Genomic DNA, 24953 nt, shown 5'->3' with positions numbered 1-24953 from the left:
AACAGTGTTTTATTCAAATCGAAATTCAAGCTCGCCCTTCGAAATCTCAACTACCGCTCCCTAAGCGCCATCGCCAACATCACCTCCCACCCCACTGGCTCCTGCGTCCACCGCGCCGCCACTCCAGCTGCGCATGTTCCACCATCCGCGCCTCCTCCTCGTCGAGCATCCTGCGCACCCCGTTCTCGCGCACGCGGCGTTCGATCCATGCCGCGTTGCTCTCGCCGCGTTTCGGCCCGAACGCAGGGTCCGCCAGTTCCTTCACCCGCCGGTCGTTCCAGCCGATGAGCAGCATCGCCTGATGCACCGTCATCGGCGGGATCGGCGGGGGATCGTTGTGGCGCCAGTGGTCGTGGACGTTCGCCTCGGGCAGCGAGCTTTCGAGCAGCGCCGCTTCCAGCCGTTCGGCGCCCATGGCCAGCGCCACGCGCATCTCGCGGGCGAAGCCGGGGTGGGTGCGGGCGCGGGCGTAGAAGCTCGAATGGGCGAAGCCTGCCGCCTGTGCCGACAGGCGCACGTTGGCGGTGGCGCTCAGCGCCGCGAGGAAGCGCTGCTCGGCGTCGCGGTCGATGCGGCGGGCCTTGCCGGTGCGCAGTTGCAGGCGGCCTTTGGCGCGGACGACATGCGCCGTGTCGTCGGCGCGGGCGGGATCGGCCAGACGGGCGGCGGCGACGGCGAGGGCCGCTTCCCAGCGCTGGGCGAAATCGGGGTCGGCGTTCCGCCGCTTGGTCAGCATCGAGCGGTTGAGGTTCAGCGTGCGCGCGGCGTCGCGGGCGTTGCCGGTGCGCTCGAGTTCGGTCAGGAACGCGGCGTTCTGCAGCGCCTGGGCGCGGGTATAGGGTCGGCGGGCCATCCCTGAAACCGATCATGGCAAATCCTACATTGCAAGTGCGCATGGTTTCGACTATGCGCGCACCCTTCCCAAACGACAGTTTCGGAAACCATGGCGGGAGGCGCACCGGCAACGGGCTTGCGCCGCACGAACCGCTAAACTTGAAAGAGAGTGAACCATGGCCAAGAAGATTACCGGCTATATCAAGTTGCAGGTGCCCGCGGGCGAAGCCAAGCCGTCGCCGCCGATCGGCCCGGCGCTGGGTCAGCGCGGCGTGAACATCATGGAGTTCTGCAAGGCGTTCAACGCGCAGACCTCGGCGGGCGACACGCCCAAGGGCACGCCGCTGCCGACGATCATCACCGTCTATGCCGACCGTTCGTTCAGCTTCGAGACGAAGACGCCGCCGGCGACCTATCTCATCAAGCAGGCGATCAACCTGAAGTCGGGCTCGAAGGAGCCGGGCAAGGTGAAGGCGGGTACGATCAAGCGTTCGCAGCTGAGCGACATCGCGACGATGAAGATGAAGGATCTGAACGCCAACGACATCGACGCGGCGACGAAGATCATCGAAGGTTCGGCCCGCGCGATGGGCCTCGAAGTGGTGGAGGGTTGAGATCATGGCCAAGCTGACCAAGAAGGCGAAGGCCCTCGCCGCTGCCGTCGATTCGCAGAAGCTGCACGGCGTCGATGAAGCCATCGCGCTCGCCAAGACGCATGCGACCGCCAAGTTCGACGAGACGATCGAAGTCGCGCTGAACCTCGGCGTCGATCCGCGTCACGCCGACCAGATGGTCCGCGGCGTGGTGACGCTGCCCAAGGGCACCGGCAAGACGGTGCGCGTCGGCGTGTTCGCGCGCGGCGCCAAGGCCGAGGAAGCCACCACGGCGGGTGCCGATGTGGTGGGCGCCGAGGATCTGATGGACGCGATCCAGGGCGGCAAGATCGACTTCGACCGCTGCATCGCGACGCCGGACATGATGGGCCTCGTCGGCCGTCTCGGCAAGATCCTGGGTCCGAAGGGCCTGATGCCGAACCCGAAGCTCGGCACCGTGACGATGAACGTCGCCGCCGCCGTCGAAGCCGCCAAGGGCGGTCAGGTGGAGTATCGCGTCGAGAAGGCCGGTATCATCCATTCGGGCATCGGCAAGGCGTCGTTCCCGGCCGAAGACCTGCGCGCGAACTTCGATGCGCTGGTCGATGCGGTGGTGAAGGCCAAGCCGTCGGGCGCCAAGGGCAAGTATGTGCGCAAGGTCGCGCTCAGCTCGTCGATGGGCCCGGGGATCAAGGTGGACACGGCCGAGGTCGCAGGCGCCTGATCCGCACCGTTTTAGCGCCAAGCTAAAACGGAGACGGATGGCGCCGGCCGGCGGGGCGCAAGCCTCCGGCCGACGACGCGGGACTTGCTCCCGCGTCGGCCGCCACAGGAAACAGGGGTCGGACGCATCGCGCTTCCGGCCCCTTTCTCGTGCGTGGCGTTTCGATCGCGAGCACCCGACACAATGGATTCCGGCCTTCGCCGGAATGACGACGTGTGCCGATCAGATGTTGCCCTGCTCCTCCTCCGGCACCTCGTCGTCGGGGCCATAGTAGAGCGCGGCGCATTCCGCGCGCAGCACGCCGCCCTCGATCGCTATATCGTCGCGATAGGCATCCGCGATGAACGACAGCGTGTCGATATGGCGGTCCTCGAAGTACATGCGGTGCACGTCGTCGCGGCCCGCGCCATAGACGACGCGCGCGACCTTCGACCAGATCGTCGCCATCGTGCACATGCCGCAGGGTTGCAGCGTGGTGTAGAGCGTCGCCCCGCGCAGTTCCATGTCGCCCACGCCTTCACAGGCGCGGCGGATCGCCATCATCTCGGCGTGGGCCGTGGCGTCGGGGAGTTCCTCCGTCCGGTTCGGCTCGGCGGAGAGGATGCGCCCGTCGCGGACGATCACCGCGCCGATCGGGGTGTCGGCGGGGTCGGTGCCCTTGGTGCGGGCAACGGCGATGGCTTCGCGCATCCAGCGTTCGTCCTGGGTCATGGGGGCGGAACGCTGCTGGTGGCGATTTGTCTCTTTCAAGAGAAGAAGTTGTTTCACGCAAAGGCGCGGAGACGCGAAGGGGTCACGTACCGGGCGGCGGTGACCGTGCAGCAGTGATGATAGAAGGGGGAAAGGCGCTGGCGCGCCGCTGTCCTCTCCCCCCACCCCCGTCACAGATTCAACAACGCCGGATCGCCGCCCTTGGCCATGATGTTGATCGATGTCGTCCGCTCCGCCGCATAGCGCAGGAGGGCGTCGGGGCCGCCCGCCTTGGGGCCGGTGCCCGAGAGCCCCTCGCCACCGAAGGGCTGGACGCCGACGACCGCGCCGATGATCGAGCGGTTGACGTACACGTTGCCCGCCGGGACCAGCGCGGCCACTTCCTCGGCGAAGCGGTCGATCCGGCTGTGGATGCCGAGCGTCAGGCCATAGCCGCGTGCCGCCAGGGCTCCCGCGACCGCGGGCAGGTCGGCGGGATCGTAGCGGTAGATGTGGAGGACCGGGCCGAAGACCTCGCGCTCGAGGAAGTCGGGCGTCGGCACCTCGGCGATGACCGGGGCGAAGAAGCTGCCCCGGCCCTCCTGCCCCTGCGTATCCGCGCGGAAGAGGATCTTCGCCTCGCGCTCCAGCCGTTCGACGTGCCGGGCAAGCGCATCACGCGCCTCCGCATCGATCACCGGGCCGATGTCGGTCGCGGGGTCTGCGGGATCGCCGATCGCCATGCAGGCCGCCGCCCCCACCAGCGTCTCGATCGTCGCGTCGGCGGTGTCCTTCGGCAGGTAGAGCAGGCGGAGCGCCGAACAACGCTGCCCCGCCGAGCCGAAGGCGGAGAGCAGCACGTCGTCGACCACCTGTTCGCGCAGCGCGCTGGTATCGACGAACAGGCCGTTCAGCCCGCCGGTCTCGGCGATGAACGGCAGGATCGGCCCCTTCCGGTTGGCGAGCTGGCGGTTGATCGCCCAGGCGGTGTCGGTGCCGCCGGTGAAGGCGACGCCCGCGATGGCCGGGTGGCCGACCAGCGCCGCGCCGACCTCCGCGCCTTCACCGGGCAGCAGTGCCAGCAGGTCCGGGTTCAGCCCGGCGGCGTGGAACAGGCGGACCGCCTCGTACGCCACCAGCGGGGTCTGTTCGGCGGGCTTGGCCAGCACGGCATTGCCCGCCGCCAGCGCCGCCGCGACCTGTCCGGTGAAGATCGCCAGCGGGAAGTTCCACGGGGAGATGCAGACGAACACGCCGCGCCCGTGGAGTTCGATCTGGTTCACCTCGCCGACGGGTCCGCGCAGGACGGTGGGGCCAGCGAACCGGTCTTCGGCGAGCAGCGCGTAATAGCGGCAGAAGTCGATCGCCTCGCGCACTTCCGCCACCGCATCGTTCAGCGTCTTGCCCGCTTCGGCGGAGAGAATGGCGATGAAGCGGTCCATCTGCGCATCGAGCGCATCGGCCATGGCGCGCAGCACCTTGCCGCGGTGGTAGCCGCCCGCAGCGTCCCAGGCGGGTTGCGCGGCGCGGGCGCGAGCGGCGGCTTCGTCGATGTCGGCGCGGGTGGCGTTGACGATGCTGCCGATGGTCCGGCTGCGGTCGGACGGGCTGGTCATCGGCACCGCGCTGCCGGGCCGGGCCTGTCCGCCGACGAGCGGTCCGGCGGCGATCGGCCGGCAGGCAGCGGCGGCCCTTGCGGCTTCGGCGCGGACGGTGGCGATCGAATAGTCGCGGCCCGCCGGATTGGCGCGGCCGTGATAGATGGCGGCGGGCGACGGCAGGCGCGGATGCTGGTGCGGCTGGGCGGCGACAGCAGCGACCGGATCGGCGACCAGCGTCGCGGCGGGCACCTCCTCGTCCAGCAGCGCGTTGACGAAGCTGCTGTTCGCGCCGTTTTCCAGCAGGCGGCGGACGAGATAGGGCAGCAGTTCCTCATGCCCGCCGACCGGCGCATAGGCACGCAGGACGAGCGGGGCAGCGCCCCCCGCCCCGTTCGTGTCGAGCGCAGTCGAGACACCGCCCGCGCCTGCCGCGCGGTACAGCCCCTCGCCCATGCCGTGCAGGCGCTGGTGCTCGATCTTCACGCCCGCGCGTGCGGCCATATGGCGCACCGCCATCAGCGTATGCGCATTGTGCGTGGCGAATTGCGGATAGAGCGCGGGCGCGGCGGCGATCAGCTTGTGGCCGCACACCAGATACGACAGGTCGGTCGCCGCCTTGGAGGTGAACACCGGATAGCCCGGATGCCCCGCCACCTGCGCGCGCTTGACCTCGCTGTCCCAGTAGGCGCCCTTGACGAGGCGGACCATGATCCGCCGCCCGGTGTCGCGCGCAAGGCGTTCGAGGCCGTCGATCACGCCGCGCGCGCGCTTGCCGTACGCCTGCACCACGACGCCGAGGCCGGTCCAGTCGCCGAGATCGGCCTCGCGGGCCAGCCGGTCGATCAGTTTCAGCGACAGGGCGAGGCGATCGGCCTCCTCGGCATCGATCGCGAGGTTCAGGTTGTGGCGCGCGCCGATCCGGGCGAGGCGGTGCATGCGGGGATAGAGGTCGGCGAACACCTCCCCCTCGCGCACCGCTTCGTAGCGGGGGCACAGCGCGGAGAGCTTGACCGAGACGCCATGGCCCTCCTCGGGCGTGCCGCCCGGCGCGCGGGCGCGGCCCACCGCCTCGATCGCGGCGGCATAGATACGCTCGTACCGCTCGGCATCGGCGGCGGTGCGGGCACCTTCGCCCAGCATGTCGAACGAGCAGAGATAGCCTTCCTTCGCGGCGCGCTTCAGCGCGTCCTCGATGGTGGCGCCCAGCACGAACTGGTCGCCCATGATGCCGACGGCGGCGGCCAGCGCGCGGCGGATCACCGGCTCGCCCAGCCGCCCCGCCAAGCGCCGGATCGTCTCGCCCACGCCCGCCGCGCCGCCCTCGCCCACCAGCTTGCCGGTGAGGGTCAGGCCGATGGTCGAGGCGTTGACGAACAGGCTGGACGACTGCCCCAGATGCGCCGCCCAGTCCGCCGCGCCGACCTTTTCGGCGATCAGCCGGTCGCGGGTCGCGGCATCGGGGGTGCGCAGCAGCGCCTCGGCAAGGCACATCAGCGCAAGGCCTTCCTGCGTGCCCAATGAGAATTGCTGGAGGAAGCCTTCGACCACGCCGGGCTTGGCGGCGGCGGCGCGGGTGCGCTCGACCAGCTTCGCGGCGTCGCGCACGATATCGGCGCGGTCGGTGGTGGTCAGCGGCACCTGGGCCAGCAACTGGGGCAGCAGCACCGATTCGTCGGTGAACTTGTCGGAATCGAGGGCGTCCCAGTCGATTGCAGGCATCGGTCTCTCCATGTGGTATCGACGGTATATCGGGGATCGGGGTGAAGGTGCTTCGGTTGTTCGGGCGTGGTGGCGATGATGTGGTTGCATTTCGCCGTTCCGTGTCGCAAAACTTCGCCAATCCGGCGAAGGCCGGAATCCATGGTCACGGAACGCCGCGTGCAGGTCGCCAGCACCCGACACAATGGATCCCGGCCTGCGCCGGGATGACGAACCGAAGGGATTGGACGCACGCCCATGGACCAGACCGACCGCAAGCTGCTGCGCGTGCTGCAACACGACGGGCGGATCACCAATCAGGCATTGGCGGCGCAGTGCGGCCTCTCCCCCGCTGCCGCGTTCGAGCGGGTGCGTCGGCTGCGCGAGAGCGGGGTCATCCGGGGCTATGCCGCGCTGCTCGATCCGGCGAAGCTCGACCGGTCGCTGCTGGTGTTCATCGAGGTGCTGCTCGACCGGACGACGGCGGACGTGTTCACCGCCTTCGGCAGCCATGTCCGCGACCTGCCCGAGGTGCTGGAATGCCATATGGTCGCGGGCGGGTTCGATTATCTGCTGAAGGTGCGCATGGCCGACATGGAGGCGTATCGCGCGTTCCTCGGCCGCACGCTGACGACGGTGCCGGGCGTGCGCGAGACGCGGACCTATGCGGTGCTGGAGGAGGTGAAGGCGACGACCGCGCTGCCGTTGTAGCGACGGGGCTGTAGCGCCAGGGCGACCGATCGCCGCGACATGCGTTGTTGCGTCGGCCAAGGGCTGTGATAGCTTGGGCGAACGAGTCCGCCGGGAGACGGAAAGATGGTCGCGATCGCAATGCCGAACGGTCCACGGGTGCTGGCGCTGGCCGACGGGGCGCCGCCCCCCGCCATGGCCGACGCGATCGAGCGGCTGCGCGCGACGCTGCTGCCGCTGGGCCGCGCGACGGACGGGGACCGCAACCTGCTGGGTGCGAGGATCGACCGCTTCGTCGGCGACGGCGATGCGCCGGTGATCCTGCTGGCGCATGGCGCGGGGTGTCGGGCTGCGGCGTGGTGGGCGCGGCTGTCCCCGGCGCATTATGTGCAGCGGGTGGCGGGGGCGATCCTCGTCGATCCGGCGGTGGAGGCGGGGCGCGACCGCTTCGCCTCGCCCGGCATCGCGCTGCCGTTCCGATCGGTCACGGTCGATCGCCACGGCCCCGCCGCGATCGCCGATCTGGCGCGCGAATGGGGCAGCGAACTGGTCGCGGAGGGCGACGAGGAAGCGGCGCGCGGCGGGCGGCTGCTCAAGATCATCGAACGGCTGAGCGGCGCGGTGGTGGCGCATGACGTGCGGACGGCACGGCGGCTGGCGCGACTGGGGTAGGGATCGGGCGGGGGTGCGTTGCCCCCCGTTTGCTTCGAGCGCCGATCGAGCCTGTCGAGATCGCGGTCGAGAAGGCGGTTCTGCCGGCACGGCGTTCTCGACGGACGCTTCTCGACTTCACTCGAAGCTGCTCGAACCGAACGGTATCGGGTGAGGGCTACCCCCGCCGCCGCGGCAGCAGCGCGTTGCGCATCGCGAAGTTCGAATTGATCCGCGTCACGCCGGGCAGGCGCGACAATATGTCGGTGTGCAGCGCCTCGTACGCGGTCGCCGATTCCACCGCGACGCGCAGCCAGTAGTCGGACTGGCCGGTCATCAGCCAGCATTCCTCGATTTCCGGGTGGCGGCGCACCGCCGCCTCGAAGCGGGAGAGATATTCCTCGGTCTGGCGCTCCAGCGTGACCTGCACGATGACGGTCGCGCCATGATCCGCCGGGTCGGCGCGGGTGACGACGGTATAGCCGCGGATCGCGCCGTTATCCTCGAGCAGGCGGATGCGGCGCAGGCAGGCCGACGGCGACAGCCCGACCTCGGCGGCGAGCGCGTTGTTGGGGCGGCGCGCGTCTTGGCGCAACAGGCTGAGCAGTTTGCGGTCGATCGCGTCGAGGGTCATGATGTTGCGTCATGCGCTCAGGGCATTGCGTGAGGCAACAGATTTGGCAGATCATGCGACGGTTGCGAACCATCTGCCGCGTGGTCCGTAGTAGCATCGCCCCGACAAGGAGAGCGCATGAGCGTGGTGACGATCGATCTGGACGCACTGGTCGCCAATTACCGCACGGTCGCCGCCGCGGTCGCGCCTGCGCGGACGGCGGGCGTGGTCAAGGCCGACGGCTATGGGCTGGGCGCGGGGATCGTCGCCGATGCGCTGTACGGCGCGGGCTGCCGCGATTTCTTCGTGGCGCTGACGTCGGAGGCGGTGGCGCTGCGCCCCACCCTGCCCGCCGATGCGCGGCTGTTCGTGCTGAACGGCATCGCACCGGGCGAGGAAGCGGCGCTGATCGCGGCGGATGCGGTGCCGGTGCTGAACGCGCCTGCCGATATCGCGCGCTGGCGGGCGGCGGCGAAGGATGCGGGAAGGCGATTGCAGGCGGCGGTGCAGGTCGACAGCGGCATGTCGCGCCTCGGCCTCGCGCCGGGCGAGGTGCGGGCGATCGCCGACGATCCGGCGCTGCTGGACGGGATCGCGCTGGTGCTGGTGATGAGTCATTTCGCCTGCGCCGACGAACCCGGCACCGCCGCCAATGCCGCGCAGCGCGACCGGTTCGCCGAACTCGCCGCGCTGCTGCCGCCCGCCGGGCGCTCGCTCGCCAATTCGGGCGGGGCGTTCCTTGGGCAAGACCATCACGGCGACCTCGTGCGACCGGGAATCGCGCTGTACGGCGGCGATCCGCAGCCGGGGCTGGCGATGCGCCCGGTCGTCACCATCGAAGCGCGGATCGTACAGGTCCGCGATGTGGCTGCGGGCACCGGCGTCGGCTATGGCCTCACCTCGGTCGCCGGGCATGACCGGCGGATCGCGACGCTCTCCTACGGCTATGCCGACGGCTGGCCGCGCGCGCTGGGCAACAGGGGGATCACGCACGTCGGCGGCCATCCCGCGCCGATCGCGGGGCGGGTGTCGATGGACAGCATCTGCATCGACGTGACCGGCGTTCCGCCCGAGGTGCTGGCCGGGGCGACCCATGCCGAGCTGGTCGGCCCGCACCGTACGCTGGACCAGGTGGCAGCGGACGCGGGCACGATTTCCTATGAGCTACTGACCGGGCTTCGGCACCGGCACGCCCGGCGCATCCTGCCGGTCCGCACCGCGCGAGAGGAGAGCCCATGCGCATCGTGATCCTTGGCGCCGGGGTGATCGGCGTCACCTCGGCATGGTATCTGGCACAGGCGGGGCATGCGGTCGTGGTGATCGACCGGCAGGCGGGGCCGGCGCTGGAGACGAGCTTCGCCAATGCGGGCGAGATTTCGCCGGGCTATGCCTCGCCCTGGGCCGCGCCGGGCATTCCGCGCAAGGCGCTGAAATGGCTGTTCATGGAGCACGCCCCGCTGATCCTGCGCCCGCAGCTCGACATGGCGATGCTGCGCTGGCTGGTCGCGATGCTCGGCAACTGCAATGCGCGCGACTATGCGGTGAACAAGGCGCGGATGGTGCGGTTGGCGGAATACAGCCGCGACCAGCTGATCGCGCTGCGCCGGGCCACCGGCATCGCCTATGACGAGCGGTCGCAGGGCACGCTGCAACTCTTCCGCGAGGAGAAGCAGCTGGCCGGGATCGACAAGGATATCGCAGTGCTGAAGGCCGACGGCGTGGCCTATGAGGTGCTCGACCGCGCGGGCTGCATCGCCGCCGAGCCGGGCCTGTCGGGCAGCAACATGGATATCGCGGGCGGCCTGAGGCTGCCGGGCGACGAGACGGGCGACTGTTTCAAGTTCACCAACGCGCTGGCCGATATGGCGGCGGCGGCGGGGGTCGAGTTCCGCATGGGTACGACGATCACCGCCATCCGCCGGTCGGGCGACCGCATCACCGGCGTGGACACCAGCGGCGGGCCGGTGACGGGCGACGCCTATCTGGTGGCATTGGGCAGCCATTCGCCGAAACTGCTCGCACCCCTCGGGCTGCGGGTGCCGGTGTATCCGGTGAAGGGCTATTCGATCACCGTGCCGATCGTCGACGAAGGGCGCGCGCCGGTCTCGACGCTGCTCGACGAGAGCTACAAGGTCGCGATCACCCGGCTGGGCGACCGCATCCGCGTGGGCGGCATGGCGGAGATTTCGGGGTTCAACAACGACCTGCCCGAGGCACGGCGCGCGACGCTGGAATATTCGCTCGGCAGCCTGTTCCCCGGCGCAGGCGACATCGCGCGGGGCAGCTACTGGAGCGGGCTGAGGCCGATGACGCCCGACAGCACCCCGGTGGTGGGGCCGACCCGGTTCGCCAACCTGTGGCTCAACACCGGCCACGGGACGCTGGGGTGGACGATGGCCTGCGGATCGGCGGCGGTGATCGCCGACCTGATGACCCACGGCAAGGCGGCGATCGCGACGGAGGATCTGGGGCTGGCGCGCTACTGACGCCTTGCGGGCATGGAACGGTCGCGGATCAGGCGGCGACCATCTCCACCGGATAGCTGGCCGACAACACCGGCAGTATCTGGCGCAGCGCCCCGCTGATCCGATCGACCGGCTGCCCGGCGCGCCCGTCGTGATAGTCGATGCGGAAACCGGTGAACGGCTTCCCGTCGGCAAGGCGCGGCAGGAGGCGGCAGGGACCGTCCTGCGCATTCACCCTGTCCGCGATACCCGCGAGCCAGCCCATCCCGTCGGGGTGCATCTTGCCCGCGCAGAAATACAGTTCGCGCTTTCCATGGTCCGGGCCGATATTGATCCGCAGCAGGATGCGTCCATGGTCGGTCGGGTGCCGGACGGTCACGGTCACGCGCGATGCATTGACCGGCAGTTCGATCGCGGTGGCAGGTCCGGCTACCGGACCGTTGCCGACCAGCTCGCGGATCAGGGCACGAAGCCCGGCCTGCTCCGCCTCGGTATACCAGCCCGGCCTGTCGCCGCCAAGCGGCGGCACCGGCCACACCGCACCGCCGGGCCGCGCCGCGATCGCCGCCGCGAGCGTGGGTTCACGCGACGCGAAACCGTCGAAATATGCCTCCACCACCGGTTGCAGGCCACGGAATAATGGTGACGCCGCCATACGATCGAAATGGTCCTGCCATGTGAACGCGGCGAGAACCTCGATCCGTTCGCCGGTGAAGCTGTCGTAGACGATCATCGGAGCTTCCTGCGCCATCCGCAGCGCCGGACCATAGTAGCGGGCGAACGGATACACCGGATCGGGATGGGTCTTTCGGTCGAGCCGGGCATCTTCGTGCGCGCCAACGAGGCAGACGGGCGTAAGCAGCGCGCGCGCGACCCGGTTGAGCCAAGGCAAGTCCGCCCATTCCGGTTCCAGCGGCGGTGCGATCGCCGCCTGCGGATCTAGCCGAAACGCATCTGCGTCGAGCGTGAACTGCAACGGCACGACATGCTCGAAACAGGATCCCCGTTCGTCAGGTACCAGCAGGTCGAGCGCAGCGGCATCGAGATCGGTCTGCTCGTGCAGAAACCGGTGGGTCACATACAGGGTCGGAATCCGCTTGGCGCGGTAGCTGCTGCCTTGGCGGATGAGGTCGAGCAGAACCTTGCCGGTCGGCAGCTGATGTTCCGGCAGGGCGAACGCCTGCATCGCCCGTTCCAGACGAGCGCGCATCGTCGCGGCCGCCTTTGCACCGACCACGGCATCATGCCCCCGCGGCCAGATTTGCGCGACCCGATCCCGTACTTCCTGCGGTGTGTATGGCATTGAGATTCCCTGCGGCGTGATCCGACAGGGATAGCGAGGCAATCCTTGCCGAAACCTTCCACCGTCCGCATCCCCACCGCAACGGCCGGGATGCTCAAACCTTGTACCGGTCCGTCGGGATCTGCGCCTCGCTCGCCGCCGCGCTCTTGTGGAACAGCGCCTTGTCCTCGGGGCGGAACGCCCAGCGCCACAGGATCGCGAAATAGGTGGCGAGGATCACGGGGATGCCGAACAGCATCTCCGCCCATTCGTACCGCCTGGGCAGTTGCATGATCGCCGATCCGACCAGCGCGGCGGCGAGCACCGCCCAGAGGAACGCCGGGCGGAAATCGCGCACGCTCTCGCCCAGCAGGCGCCCGAGCAGCCCCGACTTGATGACCGATCCGATCCCGACCGAGGTGACGAGCGCCACCGCAGGCCCCGCCGCCGCCCATTTCTCCGGCCAGCCGAGCGCGCGCATCACCGCGACCAGCGCGAAGCTGAGCAGCACCTGGAAGGTCAGCAGCCCGAGCGAGATCATCAGGTTGCGGTGCCGCGCCATATAGACCAGCGCCGCTTCGGACACCGCGCCGCGCGCCGCGAACACTTCGGCCACCAGCAGGAACGACAGTGCCCCTGCCCCGCCGACGAACTCGCGGCCCACCACGCCCATCACGCCCGATGCGGGGATGCTCCCGGCCAGCGCCAGCGCCGCCTGTGCCGCGATGATCCAGAAGCCGACCTGCCGCACCTGTCGCGCGACCGCCGCCTTGTCCCCCGCCGCAAGGCTGTGGGTGATGACCGGCCCGAGCACCGGATCGAAGCTGGTCTTGAGCTTCTGCGGCAGCGAGGCGACCTGCTGCGCCATGTAATAGACGCCGACGATCGCCGGGCCGAACAGCAGGCCGAGGATGAAGCGATCGACGTTGCGCGTCGCCCATTCGATCGCATCCGCCCCGGCCAGCGGCATGTTGCGCTTCACCAGCGCCAGCATCGGCCCCAGATGCGGCGACCAGCCATAGGGCAGGCCGTAGCTGCGGACGAACGGGATGAGCGAGGCGGTCAGCGCCGCCGCCATCGACAGGACGTAGGACATGATGAGCCCGTCGCGCGTCGAATAATAGCTGAAGCCCCATGCCGCGATCGAGATCGTCCACGGCTCGACGACGGCGCGCGCCGTCACCGCCGCCTTCACGTTCAGCCGGTAGGCGAGCGCCGCGAGGCTGACGTCGGACCAGGCGATGGCGAAGACGATCAGCGGCAGCAGCCGCTCGAACCCGATCACCCGGCTGTTGGGGTACATCACCTGCGGGAACACGAACAGCACCGCGCTCGCCGCGACCGAGAGGATGAAGGCGACGGCCAGCGCATCCCACACCACATGGGCATGGGGCCGCTCGGTCGCGGACAGTGCCTGCGCGAGGCCGCGTTTCAGGCCGAGCGTCGCGATCAACGCCGCCAGTTCGACCACCAGCACCGCGAGCGCGAACCGCCCGACGATCTCCGGCCCATAGATGCGCCCGGCGATGAACAGGAACGGCAGCCGCGCGACGAGGCGCAGGACGAAGCCGAACACGTTGGTCCGTCCGCCCTTGGCGAGGGCGGCGATATCGTCGGCGGGCGGGGTCGGCGCGTCGGTCATGCGGCGCGCGGGCGGCAGGTCATCGCCGGGTCATAGGCGATGGCGCGGGCGCGCCATAGCCCCGGTTTACGCTTTGGGCGGCAGGTGCGTCTTGGCTGCAACGGTCGGGAACGATCGGGGCGGTCGGCGAATTGATTTCCGTTACATGCGACAGCGAAAGGCGGGACGATGCGGACGATGATGGCGGCGGCGGCACTGCTGTTGCTGGCGGGTTGTTCCGGCAAGACGGAGACGGAGACGGAGACGGAGACGGGCGAGCGGCACGACGGGGCGATGACCGCGATGCAGCCCGCGGCGGGCGACAGCGCCGCGACGCAGGCGTACAAGGAAGCGATGGCGGCGATGATGCACGACGCGCCGGCCTATACCGGCGACGCCGATGTCGATTTCATGCGCCAGATGCGGGTGGATCATATCGCCGCCGTTGCGATGGCGCAGGCCGAACTGGCACACGGCAAGGACCGGCAGGCACGGCGGCTGGCGCAGGAGGTGATCGCCGCGCAACGCCGCGAGATCGCGGTCATCAACCGCTGGCTGGCGGCCAAGGGCGGGTAGCGCGGCGCGGTCGGGTACTGTGCATTGCCCGTCCGGGACCAAGCGTCGGGCGGAACGCCTCTGCACCGCGGCGAAGGCCGGGGTCCAGTTGGCGGGCGCTGGTACGGTAAAAAAACCATCCCGGCTGGACCCCGGCCTTCGCCGGGGTACGGATGGCTTCGGGTCAAGTGCGGGCGTCTCGCAGCGGTATCCCGAAAGCGGGGGGGGCGTCAGCCACGATGCAACCGGCTCCCGGCCTGCGCCGGGGCGCGTCAAGGGACGGCAACGGTCGCTCCACCCCTCAATGCGCCGCGCCCCAGCTCCTCCCAGTCCCGATCTCGACGCCCAGCGGCACCGACAGCTCGACCAGCGGTTCCGCCGCCGTCTCCATCACCCGGCGGATGACCGGGGTCGCTGCCTCGACCAGCCCCTCGGGCAGCTCGAACACCAGTTCGTCATGGACCTGGAGCAGCATCCGCACCTGGCCCAGACCCGCTTCGGCCAGCGCCGGGCCCATGCGGCACATCGCGCGCTTGATGATGTCGGCGCTGGTGCCCTGGATCGGGGCGTTGATCGCGGCGCGTTCCGCCCCCTGCCGCTCGTGCTGGACCTTCGACTGGATGCGCGGGAAATGCGTCTTGCGCCCGAACAGCGTGGTGGTGAAGCCCGACGAGCGCACGGCCTGTGTCGTCTCGGCGATGTAGCGGTTGATGCCGGGGAAGCGATCGAAATAGCGGTCGATCATTGCCTGCGCCTCGTCCGCGCTCACGTCCAGCCGCCCGGCCAGCCCCCAGCGGCTGATGCCGTAGAGGATCGCGAAGTTGATCGTCTTGGCCCGCCCGCGGGTGTCGCGGTTGACCTCGCCGAACAGTTCCTGTGCCGTGATGCTGTGGATGTCGTCGCCCCGCGCGAACGCCTCGCGCAGTTGCGGCACGTCGGCGATATGCGCCGCCAGCCGCAGCTCGATCTGCGAATAGTCGGCGGCGAGGATGACATTGCCCGCCTCCGCCACGAAGGCGTCGCGGATCTGGCGGCCGATCTCGGTGCGGATCGGGATATTCTGCAGGTTCGGATCGGTCGAGGACAGCCGCCCGGTCTGCGCGCCGGTCAGGCTGTAGGACGTATGGACGCGGCCCGTCGCCGGGTTGATCTGCGCCTGTAGCGCGTCGGTATAGGTGTTCTTGAGCTTGGTCAGCTGTCGCCAGTCGAGCACGCGGGCGGCGATCGTCGCGCCGGGGCCGTCCCTGTCGGCGGCGATGCGTTCCAGTTCGTTGACGTCGGTCGAATAGACGCCCGACTTGCCCTTGCGCCCGCCCTTGATCCCCATCGTCACGAACAGCACGTCGCCGAGCTGTTTCGGCGATCCGATGGTGAATTTCGTGCCCGCCAGCTCGTGGATCTCGGTTTCGAGGTCGGCGATGCGCGCGGAGAATTCGTCGGACAGGCGGGCGAGCGCGGCGGCATCGACCTTGATCCCGGCGATCTCCATGTCGGCGACCACCTGCACCAGCGGGCGATCGACCAGTTCGTAGACGCGGGTCACTTCCTCGAACGGCAGGCGGGGCTTGAAGCGCCGCCACAGCCGCAGCGTCACGTCGGCATCCTCGGCGGCATAGCGGGTGGCGGTCTTCAGGTCGATCTCGCCGAAGCCGACCTGCTTCTTCCCCGTCCCGACCACGTCCTTGTAGGCGATGCAGCTGTGCTGGAGATGCGTGGCGGCGAGTTCGTCCATGCCATGGCCGTGGTTCCCGGCGTCGAGGTCGAAGCTCATCACGATCGTATCGTCGTACGGCGCGACCGTCAGGCCGAGGCGCGACAGGACGATCAGGTCGTATTTCAGATTGTGCCCGATCTTCAGCACGGAGGGGTCGGCGAGCAGCGGCTGGAGCGCGGCGACGGCGGCGTCGCGGTCGATCTGCACCGGCTTTTCGGCGAACATGTCGGTGCCGCCATGCGCGAGGGGCACGTAACAGGCGCGGTTGGGGCCGAGCGCGAGGCTGAACCCGACCAGATCGGCGCGGGTGGCGTCCAGCCCGGTCGTCTCGGTATCGATCGCGACATGGCCCAGCGCGCGCGCCTCGGCGATCCAGCGGTCGAGGGTTTCGAGGTCGGTGACGGTTTCATAGGCGTCGGGGTCGCAGGCGACTTCCTCGTCCGGCGCGACCGGGGCGGCAGGCGCGGCGGGCGCGTCGGCGACGGTGCCGAGCTTGGTCAGCAGCGTGCGGAAGCCGTGGTGTTCGAGGAAGGCGCGCAAGGGCGCCTCCGGAATGCCCTGCATCGCCAGCGCATCGAGCGGTTCGGGCAGGCCCCCGTCGCACTTCAGCGTCACCAGCACCTTCGACAGCCGCGCGTTGTCGGCATGTTCGATCAGGTTGTCGCGCAGCTTCCCCTTCTTCATCTCCGGCGCGGCGGCGAGCACGGCTTCGAGGTCGCCGTGTTCGTTGATGAGCTTCGACGCGGTCTTGGGGCCGACGCCGGGGACGCCGGGCACATTGTCCACGCTGTCGCCCATCAGCGCCAGCACGTCGCCAAGCTTGTCGGGGGTCACGCCGAACTTCTCGACCACATGATCGGGGCCGAGCGTCCGGTTGTTCATCGTGTCGAGCATGTCGACCGACGGGTCGGTCATCAGCTGCATCAGATCCTTGTCCGAACTGACGATCGTGACCTGCCACCCCTCGGCCAGCGCCGCCTGGGTATAGCAGGCGATGATGTCGTCGGCCTCCAGCCCCTCTTCCTCGATGCAGGGGATGCTGAACGCGCGCGTCGCGTCGCGGATCATCGGGAATTGGGGCACGAGGTCTTCGGGCGGCGGCGGGCGGTGCGCCTTGTACTGGTCGTACAGGTCGTTGCGGAAGGTCCTGGACGACTTGTCGAGGATCACCGCCATGTGCGTCGGCCCGTCGGCCTTGTGCAGCGCATCGGCCAGCCGCCAGAGCATGGTCGTATAGCCATAGACCGCCCCGACCGGCTCGCCATGCTGGTTGGTGAGCGGGGGCAGCCGGTGATAGGCGCGAAAGATATAGCCGGAGCCGTCGACGAGATAGAGATGGGGCATGGGTGCCGGGATAGCAGCGCGGGGGGTGGGTTGCGAGCATCCTCTTGACCGCGCGCCGCACTCGGCGGAAGCTGCGCGCGGGGGGATAGGACGACATGCGCAACTGGATCGTGCCGCTGCTGGCGGGGATTCTGACGACCACGGCACCGGCGACGGCGAAGCCGATCAAGGTGGGCCAGCCCGCCCCGCCGATCGAACTGACGCTGACCGACGGGACCAAGGCGAACCTTGCCGACCTACGCGGGCAGGTGGTGCTCATCAACTTCTGGGCGACATGGTGCGTGCCGTGCCGGGTCGAGCTGCCGATGCTCGACGGCTATTACCGGGTGATGCGCAAGCACGGGCTCAGGATGTACGCGGTGACGACCGAGGGGTCGCTGCCGCTGTTCAAGCTCAAGCAGCTGTTCTCGGTCATGGCGATGCCCTCGGCCAAGGGGATCAAGGGCATTTCCGGGGACATGCCCGCCGTGCCGACCAACTATATCATCGATCGCAGCGGCATCGTCCGCTACGCCAAGGCCGGGGCGATGACGCTGGACGACCTGAACCGGGAGCTGGTGCCGCTGTTGCGGGAGGCGGCACCGGCGTCGTGATCGTCGGCGCACGATCGGGAACGCCGACGTAACGATCGCCTTTCGCCGAAACTTCCGCTAGGATGTCGTTCCGTGAGTTGTCGGGGGACGGCGCATGGCTACACGGATGATGTCGCGGTCGGTCGCGACGCGGGAACATCGGTTCTTTCTGGTTTCGGCGATCGCGATGGCGGTCGTGCTGGTCGCCGGGTTTTCGCTGAACCTCGCCGCCGGGCGATCGTCGTTCACGCTGCCGCTGATCTATCATGTCCACGGCGTCATGTTCCTCGGCTGGATCGCACTCTATGTGACGCAGACCGCGCTGGTCGCCGGGCGGGCCCTGCGCTGGCACCGGCAACTCGGCTGGCTGGCGCTGTTGTGGTTGCCGGTAATGGTCGCGCTCGCGCTGACGATCACCGTGCGGGCGGTCCGCGATCATGGCGGGCCGCCAGTGTTCGACGTCCATTCCTTCCTGATCGGCAATGCCGCCGGGATCATCGCCTTCGCCGCGCTCGCCGGTGCCGGGATCGTGCTGCGCCGACGCACCGACTGGCATCGCCGGATCATGTTCTGCGCGATGGCGGCGATCACCGGGCCGGGGTTCGGGCGGCTGCTGCCGATGCCGTTGCTGATCCCATGGGGCTGGTGGATCGCGGCGCTGGTCGCGCCGTCGGTCTTTCCGGTCGTCGGCATGATCGCCGATTGGCGGAGGACCGGGCGGGTCCATCCGGCATGGGTGCGGGGCTGGGGCTTCTTCGTCGCGATGTTCCTGCTCGCCGAACTGTTCGCCTACAGCCGCTGGGGCATGGCGCTGACGCAAGCGGTGATCGAGGGTACGCCGGGGGCCGCGCGGCCGATGACGGTGTTTTTTCCCGGATAGCAGACGGCCCCGGAATCGCTTCCGGGGCCGTTCCTGCTCCCATCGCCCGCCGCGGCGAAGCCGCGTCGTCGGTCCTTGCCTTGGCAAGGCCGGCCGGGCGAGCCTAGTTCGGCTCGGCGCGGCTTACGCCGCAGCCTTCGCCCGGCTCGCCTTCTTCCGCTCGTGCGGATCGAGGTGGCGCTTGCGCAGGCGGATCGACTTCGGGGTCACTTCGACCATCTCGTCGTCGTCGATGTACGCAATCGCCTGTTCCAGCGTCATCTTCTTTGGCGGGGTCAGGCGGATCGCGTCGTCCTTGCCGCCCGAAGCGCGGAAGTTGGTGAGCTGCTTCGCCTTCATCGGGTTGACTTCGAGGTCATCGTTCTTGGCGTTCTCGCCGATGATCATGCCCTCGTACAGCGCCTCGCCGTGGCCGACGAACAGGATGCCGCGCTCCTCGAGCGGCCCCAGCGCATAGCCCTGCGCCTCGCCCGCGCCGTTCGAGATCAGCACGCCGTTCTTGCGGCCCTCGATATTGCCCTTGTGGGGGCCGTACTTCTCGAACAGCCGGTTCATGATGCCGGTGCCGCGCGTATCCGACAGGAATTCGCCGTGATAGCCGATGAGGCCGCGCGACGGTGCCGAGAAGGTGATGCGCGTCTTGCCGCCGCCCGAGGGACGCATGTCGGTCATCTCGGCCTTGCGCTGGTTCATCTTGTCGACGACCGTGCCCGAGAATTCCTCGTCCACATCGATCACGACGGTTTCGTACGGCTCGGTCTTGCCGCCGTTCTCGTCGGTGCCGAACAGCACGCGCGGACGCGAGATGCCCAGCTCGAACCCTTCGCGGCGCATCGTCTCGATCAGCACGCCGAGCTGGAGTTCGCCGCGCCCGGCGACCTCGAAGCTGTCGCGGTCGTCGGCTTCCGTGACCTTCACCGCCACGTTCGATTCCGCCTCGCGGAACAGGCGGTCGCGGATCATGCGCGACGTGACCTTGGTGCCCTCGCGACCCGCCATCGGCGAGTCGTTGACGGCGAAGCGCATCGACAGCGTCGGCGGATCGATCGGCTGCGCGTGCAGCGGCTCGCTGACCGAGGTGTCGGCGATGGTGTTCGCCACGGTCGCGACCGCGAGGCCCGCGAGCGAGATGATGTCGCCCGCGCGCGCTTCGTCCACCGGCACGCGGTCCAGCCCGCGGAACGACATGATCTTCGACGCGCGGCCGGTTTCGATCACGTTGCCGTCGTTGTCGAGCGCGTGGATCGGCTGGTTCAGCTTCACCACCCCCGAGTTGACGCGACCGGTCAGGATGCGGCCGAGGAAGTTGTCACGGTCGAGCAGCGTCACGAGGAAGGTGAACGGCGCATCCTCGTCCAGCGCGGGCGGCGGCACGTGGTTGACGATCGTCTCGAACATCGGCTGGAGCGTGCCTTCGCGCGCGTCCATGTCGGTCGAGGCATAGCCGTTGCGGCCCGAGGCGTAGAGCACCGGGAAGTCGAGCTGGTCGTCGTTCGCGTCGAGCGACACGAACAGGTCGAACACCTCGTCCAGCACTTCCTGGATGCGCGCGTCGCTGCGGTCGACCTTGTTGACCACCACGATCGGGCGGAGGCCCAGCGCCAGCGCCTTGCCGGTCACGAACTTGGTCTGCGGCATCGCGCCTTCGGACGAATCGACCAGCAGCACCACGCCGTCGACCATCGAGAGGATGCGCTCCACCTCGCCGCCGAAGTCGGCGTGGCCCGGCGTGTCGACGATGTTGATCCGGACGGCCTCGCCACCGTTCGGCGGGGTCCATTCGACCGACGTCGGCTTGGCGAGAATGGTGATCCCGCGTTCCTTTTCGAGGTCGTTGGAATCCATCGCGCGCTCTTCGACGCGCTGGTTGTCGCGGAAGGTGCCGGACTGGCGGAACAGCTGATCGACGAGCGTGGTCTTGCCGTGATCGACGTGGGCGATGATCGCCACGTTGCGGAGGCTCATGATATTTCCTGGATCGTGCGGGAGTGCAGTTGGCCGCGCGCTTAGCGTATTTCTTCGGATTTCGGAAGGGGGGCGTTTTGTGCGCTGCGGCGTGGGGTGGAAGAAGAGTCGTTTTCACGCGAAGGCGCGGAGACGCGAAGCGGCGCGCCGGTCGAGCGGATCGCGTTCGGGAGACGCCGTACCACAGGTCAGGTATCGGAACGCGCTGCTTGCGGAGATGCCGGAGACGCGAACGCATTTCCTTCGCGTCTCCGCGCCTTCGCGTGGAAACTACCTTCTTCGTTCGGGGCGAGAAGAAGGAAGGATGGTTCGCGCGGAGACGCAGAGGCGCGGAGAGGGTGCCGGTGTCGCCTGCCTTCCGGTGCGACCGGGACGAAGGGTCTCCCGATCGCTCCTTCTCTGCGCCTCTGCGCCTCTGCGCGAAAAATCTTTCTCTACTTCCCCGGCGTGACCCGGACCATGACCACGCCGTGCGCAGGCACCGTCGCCGCGAACGCGCCCGCCATCCGCCCGAGCGACCGGTGCGCCCACAGGTCGCGGACCTCCGCCTTCACGCCTGCCGGATAGCCGATCTCCGGCCATGTCGCCGCGATCCGCGCCGGAGCCTCGCCCCGGTTGAACAGCAGCAGCGCGCGCGATCCGTCGGCGAGGGTGCGCGACCAGACCTCCTGATCGCCGTCGTCGCGCACCCTGCGGCCCTGTGCGCCGAGCGTGTCCTGGTCGACCGCGATCACTTCCCGGTTCAGCAGGATCGCCTTCGTCGCATCGTCCATGTTGGCGATGTCGTTGCCCGCGATCAGCGGTGCGGCCATCATGGCCCACAGGCTGAAGTGCGCGCGATATTCGGTGTCGGTCATGCCGCCGTTGCCGACCTCCAGCATGTCCGGATCGTTCCAGTGGCCGGGGCCTGCGTGCGGATAGAGCGGTTCGTTGAGATCGACGATATCGACCACGCCGATCGACCATTTCTCGCGCCCCTTCCATCCGTCGCGGATGTCGGACGCGGTGCGCCACAGGTTGCCGATCTTCTTCGCCCATTCCCACGGACGGTTGTTGCCCCATTCGCAGATCGCCAGCACGATCGGGCGTCCGCTCGCCTTCAGCGCGTCCGACATCAGCGCATAGGCTTCCTCGGCATTGCGCGATCCGGTCGCGCACCAGTCGTACTTCAGATAATCGACGCCCCAGCGGGCATAGGTCAGTGCGTCCTGATATTCATGCCCCTGGCTGCCGGGCTTGCCGCCGCAGGTCGTCCGGCCCGCATCGGAATAGATGCCGAACTTGAGGCCCTTCGCATGGATATAGTCGGCCAGCGCCTTGATCCCGCTCGGGAACTTGGCCGCGTCGGCGGTGATGAAACCGTCCGCGTCGCGTTTCCCGTGCCAGCAATCGTCGATGACGATATAGCGGTAGCCCGCGTCTTTCATGCCGTTGGTCGCCATCGCATCGGCCATGGCGCGCACGATTGTCTCGTCGATGGTGCAGCCGTATCTGTTCCAGCTGTTCCACCCCATCGGCGGGGTGCGCGCGAGGCCGTTGGCCTGCCGCGTCGGATCCAGCGAGGGCCGGAGGGTATTGGGATCGACGAACTGTTCCTGCGCCCGGGCAGGCTGGGCGACCAGCGCCAGCAGGACCGCAAGGAACAGGTTGGCAGCGGCTTTTACCATAGGATTCCCCCTCCTCCCTGCTGGCTATCGCGGATGACAGCGCAAGACAAGAACTTGCGGCGTACCGGTGTATTACCTAAATACCACAGTTGAACGCGGTCGCGTTCCCCGGCATTTAGGCGGGGACGACCGCTGGAGGGATTATGGCGACGCAGACGACCGACGAACCGACGCTGGTGCTGACCCCGCCCGATCCGGTGCCGACGGTGGCCCCGGCCAAGGCCGCCGGGCTGGTGCCGGTGGACGATACCAAGAAGACCGAGTTGCAGAACCGCGTCGACGATTTCATCGACCAGCTGATCGCGCAGGACGTGAACTCGCCCGAATTCGGCAAGCGCGTCGATGCGATCAGCAACCTCGGCGCGCGCGAGATCCGCGAGGCGGCGGGCCAGTCGAACCGCTTCCTCGACCGCCCGGTGCGGGCGATGGACCAGGAATCGGGCGTCGGCGCCGACCTGGCGCAGCTCCGCCGCACGATCGAGGACCTCGATCCGGGCAAACAGGGCAATCTGATGGAGCCCAAGCGGCTGTTCGGGATGATCCCGTTCGGCAGCAAGGTCCGCGACTATTTCGACGGCTATAAATCGGCGCAGAGCCACATCGCCGAAATCCTGAAGCGGTTGCAGTCCGGCAAGGACGAGCTGTTGATGGACAATGCCGCCATCGACACCGAACGCGCGAACCTGTGGACCGCGATGGGGCGGCTGGAGCAGATGATCTATCTCTCGAAGGAGATGGACCAGAAGCTGGAGGACAAGGCCAACGAACTGGACCACAGCGACCCGGCCAAGGCCAAGGCGATCCGCGAGACCGCGCTGTTCTATGTCCGCCAGCGTTCGCAGGACCTGCTGACGCAGATGGCGGTGACGGTGCAGGGCTATCTGGCGCTCGATCTGGTCAAGAAGAACAATGTCGAGCTGGTGAAGGGCGTCGATCGCGCCAGCACCACCACGGTCGGCGCGCTGCGCACGGCGGTGACGGTGGCGCAGGCGCTGACCAACCAGAAGCTGGTGCTCGAACAGATCACCGCGCTCAACACCACCACCGCCAACATCATCGATTCGACCGGCAAGCTGCTGCGGTCGCAGACCGCGCAGATCCACGAGCAGGCGGCGGCATCGGCGATTCCGGTCGAGGTGCTGCAACGCGCGTTCCAGAACGTCTACGACACGATGGACGCGATCGACACCTTCAAGCTGAAGGCGCTCGATTCGATGAAGACCACCGTCACCATCCTGTCGGGCGAGGTCGAGAAGTCGAAGGGCTATATCGCGCGGGCCGAGGGCGCGGCGCAGAATGCGGCGGCGGGCGGCCGGGGCGAGACGTTCAAGCTGGAGGCAATGTAGGCCATGGGCCGGTCCGACGAGGTGCTGGAGCGCGCCAGCCTGACGCTGGAGCGTGCGCGCGAACGCCACGGCGCGGTCGCCCCGCGCGCAAGGCGGCGGCGCGAGGCGGAGGTGCTCAGGCGCCTCGGGCGGATCGCGGCGGCGGACCTCGCGATCATTATCGGCGCGCTGGTGATCGGCTGGTTCGTGCCGCTGGGCCTTGGCGGCGCGATGCTGGTGATGGCGCTGCTGATCGCCGCCACCGCGCTGTTCGCGCTGATGCCGGTCACGCGCGAGGTGGTGGTCGAGCAGCTGGTGCAGGCGCCCTTGAAGTCGCTGCCCGCGCAGACCGAACGCTGGCTCTCGGCGCAGCGCCCCGCCCTACCCGCGCCCGCCGTCACGCTGGCGGATGCGATCGGGGTGAAGCTCGACACGCTCTCGGCGCAGCTGGCGGGATTGAACGAGGGCGAACCGGCGGCGGCGGAAGTGCGCAAGCTTGTGGGGGAACAGCTCCCCGAACTGGTGCGAGGCTACCAGCGCGTGCCCGAACCGCTGCGCCGGGTGCCCCGCAACGGCCGCACCCCCGACGAGCAGCTGGTCGAGGGGCTGAAGGTCATCGACGGCGAAATCGCGGCGATGACCGAACAGCTGGCGCAGGGCGATCTCGACAGCCTCGCGACGCGCGAGCGGTTCCTGCAGATCAAGTATCAGGGGGAGGAGTAGGCTCTACCGTTTGACCCTCAACCCATTGCACGCACCGATGTATTAACTACGTTTTACAGCGTGGCAGGAGGGTCAAATGGCGCTGAACCGTATCCAACTACGTAAACTCCTTAAAATATTATTCCTTGATCCGAATGCCAGACGCGGTGAAATAAGAGCAGATATTCGAGACGAGATTTCCCACGAAACCGGAACGTCCAGTAGCGGACCCGATTTTTATGGTCCATTTTGGTCGGACGCGAAGCGCCATGTGTTCGGCGTGGCAGATTTGCACGCGCTGGTCGAAGACCGGATTGAAGCCAATGATCGCCGGGCCAACCTCTATCCTCAACTGCGAGACGGGTTTTTAGCGTGGTGGAACGTCCGTCGCCGCTGGACAAACGAACCCTTCATGCCCGGACCATCAGTAAGCGGAACAGTAGATTTTCCCGACCTAAACGCGACGGTCAAGGTCGATAACGTATTGTGCGTAATAGATGGGACTGGCGAACGACATGTAATATACCCCTATTTTTCACCTTCCCCCGAACTATCTGCGGAGTCTGCTCGACTGGGAATTTGGCTGCTATCGATTGCACTTCCCAATGTGCCGTTTGAAGAGATACGAATCCTCGACATGATCAGAGGGATAACTTTTTCCGTTGACCGTTATCCGCTTCAAGGGAATGAAGAAACGGAATTCGTTAGGAGATACGCCGCAGCGCTAGACGAGCGGGCAATATTGCGTCGAGAATATCCTTGAGGCC

The 24953-nt window shown here is 68.0% G+C and carries 21 protein-coding genes; 12 read left to right on the top strand and 9 right to left on the bottom strand.

Features of this window, described 5'->3' with window-relative positions; all coding sequences use genetic code 11:
- Positions 1 to 79: 79 nt before the first annotated feature.
- Positions 80 to 853, bottom strand: a complete 774-nt coding sequence (locus ABLE43_RS04070; protein WP_348977202.1) for a hypothetical protein — start codon at positions 851 to 853, stop codon at positions 80 to 82.
- A gap of 157 nt (positions 854 to 1010) precedes the next feature.
- Here ABLE43_RS04070 and rplK point away from each other — a divergent pair, with 157 nt between their 5' ends.
- Positions 1011 to 1448: a 50S ribosomal protein L11 gene (gene rplK, locus ABLE43_RS04065; protein WP_348977201.1), complete on the top strand. Its 438-nt coding sequence runs from the start codon at positions 1011 to 1013 to the stop codon at positions 1446 to 1448.
- A gap of 4 nt (positions 1449 to 1452) precedes the next feature.
- Positions 1453 to 2151, top strand: coding sequence for a 50S ribosomal protein L1 (gene rplA, locus ABLE43_RS04060; RefSeq protein ID WP_348977200.1), 699 nt, complete (start codon positions 1453 to 1455; stop codon positions 2149 to 2151).
- Between the two features lie 222 nt (positions 2152 to 2373).
- Here the strand turns inward: rplA and ABLE43_RS04055 are convergent, their stop codons facing one another.
- Together ABLE43_RS04055 and putA are read right to left on the bottom strand one after the other, a co-directional pair.
- Entirely contained in the window at positions 2374 to 2862 is a 489-nt protein-coding gene (locus ABLE43_RS04055; RefSeq protein ID WP_348977199.1) for a nucleoside deaminase, read from the bottom strand.
- A 170-nt stretch (positions 2863 to 3032) separates the two neighbouring features.
- Entirely contained in the window at positions 3033 to 6161 is a 3129-nt protein-coding gene (gene putA / locus ABLE43_RS04050) for a bifunctional proline dehydrogenase/L-glutamate gamma-semialdehyde dehydrogenase PutA (RefSeq protein ID WP_348977198.1), read from the bottom strand.
- A gap of 237 nt (positions 6162 to 6398) precedes the next feature.
- Here putA and ABLE43_RS04045 point away from each other — a divergent pair, with 237 nt between their 5' ends.
- Complete coding sequence (locus tag ABLE43_RS04045) at positions 6399 to 6851, top strand: Lrp/AsnC ligand binding domain-containing protein (protein ID WP_348977197.1); 453 nt, start codon at positions 6399 to 6401, stop codon at positions 6849 to 6851.
- Positions 6852 to 6956: 105 nt separating this feature from the next.
- Positions 6957 to 7502, top strand: a complete 546-nt coding sequence (locus tag ABLE43_RS04040; RefSeq protein WP_348977196.1) for an alpha/beta hydrolase — start codon at positions 6957 to 6959, stop codon at positions 7500 to 7502.
- Positions 7503 to 7659: 157 nt separating this feature from the next.
- On the opposite strand, the gene ABLE43_RS04035 is transcribed toward ABLE43_RS04040, so the two are convergent.
- On the bottom strand, positions 7660 to 8115 hold the full coding sequence (locus ABLE43_RS04035; protein WP_348977195.1) for an Lrp/AsnC family transcriptional regulator: 456 nt from the start codon (positions 8113 to 8115) through the stop codon (positions 7660 to 7662).
- A gap of 117 nt (positions 8116 to 8232) precedes the next feature.
- On the opposite strand from ABLE43_RS04035, the gene alr reads away from it, so the two are divergent.
- A complete protein-coding gene (alr, locus tag ABLE43_RS04030; RefSeq protein ID WP_348977194.1) occupies positions 8233 to 9342 on the top strand; it encodes an alanine racemase in 1110 nt (369 codons plus the stop codon).
- Positions 9330 to 10580 (top strand): D-amino acid dehydrogenase, encoded by a 1251-nt coding sequence (locus ABLE43_RS04025; RefSeq protein ID WP_348977193.1) that lies wholly within the window; start codon positions 9330 to 9332, stop codon positions 10578 to 10580. Before alr ends, ABLE43_RS04025 begins: the two co-directional genes overlap by 13 nt.
- A 28-nt stretch (positions 10581 to 10608) precedes the next feature.
- Here ABLE43_RS04025 and ABLE43_RS04020 read toward each other — a convergent pair whose 3' ends face one another.
- Positions 10609 to 11769: a hypothetical protein gene (locus tag ABLE43_RS04020; RefSeq protein WP_348977192.1), complete on the bottom strand. Its 1161-nt coding sequence runs from the start codon at positions 11767 to 11769 to the stop codon at positions 10609 to 10611.
- Between the two features lie 187 nt (positions 11770 to 11956).
- Positions 11957 to 13483: a lipopolysaccharide biosynthesis protein gene (locus ABLE43_RS04015; RefSeq protein WP_348977191.1), complete on the bottom strand. Its 1527-nt coding sequence runs from the start codon at positions 13481 to 13483 to the stop codon at positions 11957 to 11959.
- 168 nt (positions 13484 to 13651) lie between these two features.
- On the opposite strand from ABLE43_RS04015, the gene ABLE43_RS04010 reads away from it, so the two are divergent.
- Positions 13652 to 14038: a DUF305 domain-containing protein gene (locus ABLE43_RS04010; RefSeq protein WP_348977190.1), complete on the top strand. Its 387-nt coding sequence runs from the start codon at positions 13652 to 13654 to the stop codon at positions 14036 to 14038.
- A 280-nt stretch (positions 14039 to 14318) separates the two neighbouring features.
- Here ABLE43_RS04010 and polA read toward each other — a convergent pair whose 3' ends face one another.
- Positions 14319 to 17075: a DNA polymerase I gene (gene polA / locus ABLE43_RS04005; protein WP_348977189.1), complete on the bottom strand. Its 2757-nt coding sequence runs from the start codon at positions 17073 to 17075 to the stop codon at positions 14319 to 14321.
- A 95-nt stretch (positions 17076 to 17170) separates the two neighbouring features.
- Between polA and ABLE43_RS04000 the strand changes: the two genes are divergently transcribed.
- Both ABLE43_RS04000 and ABLE43_RS03995 read left to right on the top strand, forming a co-directional pair.
- Positions 17171 to 17668 carry a TlpA family protein disulfide reductase gene (locus ABLE43_RS04000; protein WP_348977188.1) on the top strand — a complete coding sequence of 166 codons (498 nt, stop codon included), beginning with the start codon at positions 17171 to 17173 and terminating at the stop codon, positions 17666 to 17668.
- 106 nt (positions 17669 to 17774) lie between these two features.
- Positions 17775 to 18527: a hypothetical protein gene (locus ABLE43_RS03995; RefSeq protein ID WP_348977187.1), complete on the top strand. Its 753-nt coding sequence runs from the start codon at positions 17775 to 17777 to the stop codon at positions 18525 to 18527.
- Between the two features lie 123 nt (positions 18528 to 18650).
- Here the strand turns inward: ABLE43_RS03995 and typA are convergent, their stop codons facing one another.
- Positions 18651 to 20492 (bottom strand): translational GTPase TypA, encoded by a 1842-nt coding sequence (gene typA / locus ABLE43_RS03990; RefSeq protein WP_348977186.1) that lies wholly within the window; start codon positions 20490 to 20492, stop codon positions 18651 to 18653.
- Between the two features lie 434 nt (positions 20493 to 20926).
- Positions 20927 to 22159 (bottom strand): glycoside hydrolase family 27 protein, encoded by a 1233-nt coding sequence (locus ABLE43_RS03985; protein ID WP_348977185.1) that lies wholly within the window; start codon positions 22157 to 22159, stop codon positions 20927 to 20929.
- Between the two features lie 143 nt (positions 22160 to 22302).
- Here ABLE43_RS03985 and ABLE43_RS03980 point away from each other — a divergent pair, with 143 nt between their 5' ends.
- The 3 genes from ABLE43_RS03980 to ABLE43_RS03970 all read left to right on the top strand — a co-directional run bounded on the left by ABLE43_RS03980 (position 22303) and on the right by ABLE43_RS03970 (position 24949).
- Positions 22303 to 23505 carry a toxic anion resistance protein gene (locus tag ABLE43_RS03980; protein ID WP_348977184.1) on the top strand — a complete coding sequence of 401 codons (1203 nt, stop codon included), beginning with the start codon at positions 22303 to 22305 and terminating at the stop codon, positions 23503 to 23505.
- Between the two features lie 3 nt (positions 23506 to 23508).
- Positions 23509 to 24207, top strand: a complete 699-nt coding sequence (locus tag ABLE43_RS03975; RefSeq protein WP_348977183.1) for an HAD family hydrolase — start codon at positions 23509 to 23511, stop codon at positions 24205 to 24207.
- Positions 24208 to 24283: 76 nt separating this feature from the next.
- Positions 24284 to 24949 carry a hypothetical protein gene (locus ABLE43_RS03970; RefSeq protein WP_348977182.1) on the top strand — a complete coding sequence of 222 codons (666 nt, stop codon included), beginning with the start codon at positions 24284 to 24286 and terminating at the stop codon, positions 24947 to 24949.
- Positions 24950 to 24953 lie beyond the last annotated feature (4 nt).

The organism is Sphingomonas silueang (assembly GCF_040049155.1).
In the GTDB taxonomy this organism is placed as follows: Bacteria; Pseudomonadota; Alphaproteobacteria; order Sphingomonadales; family Sphingomonadaceae; genus Sphingomonas; species Sphingomonas silueang.
Note: the sequence above shows the minus strand (reverse complement) of the source record. Positions and strands in the feature narration are given on the sequence as shown.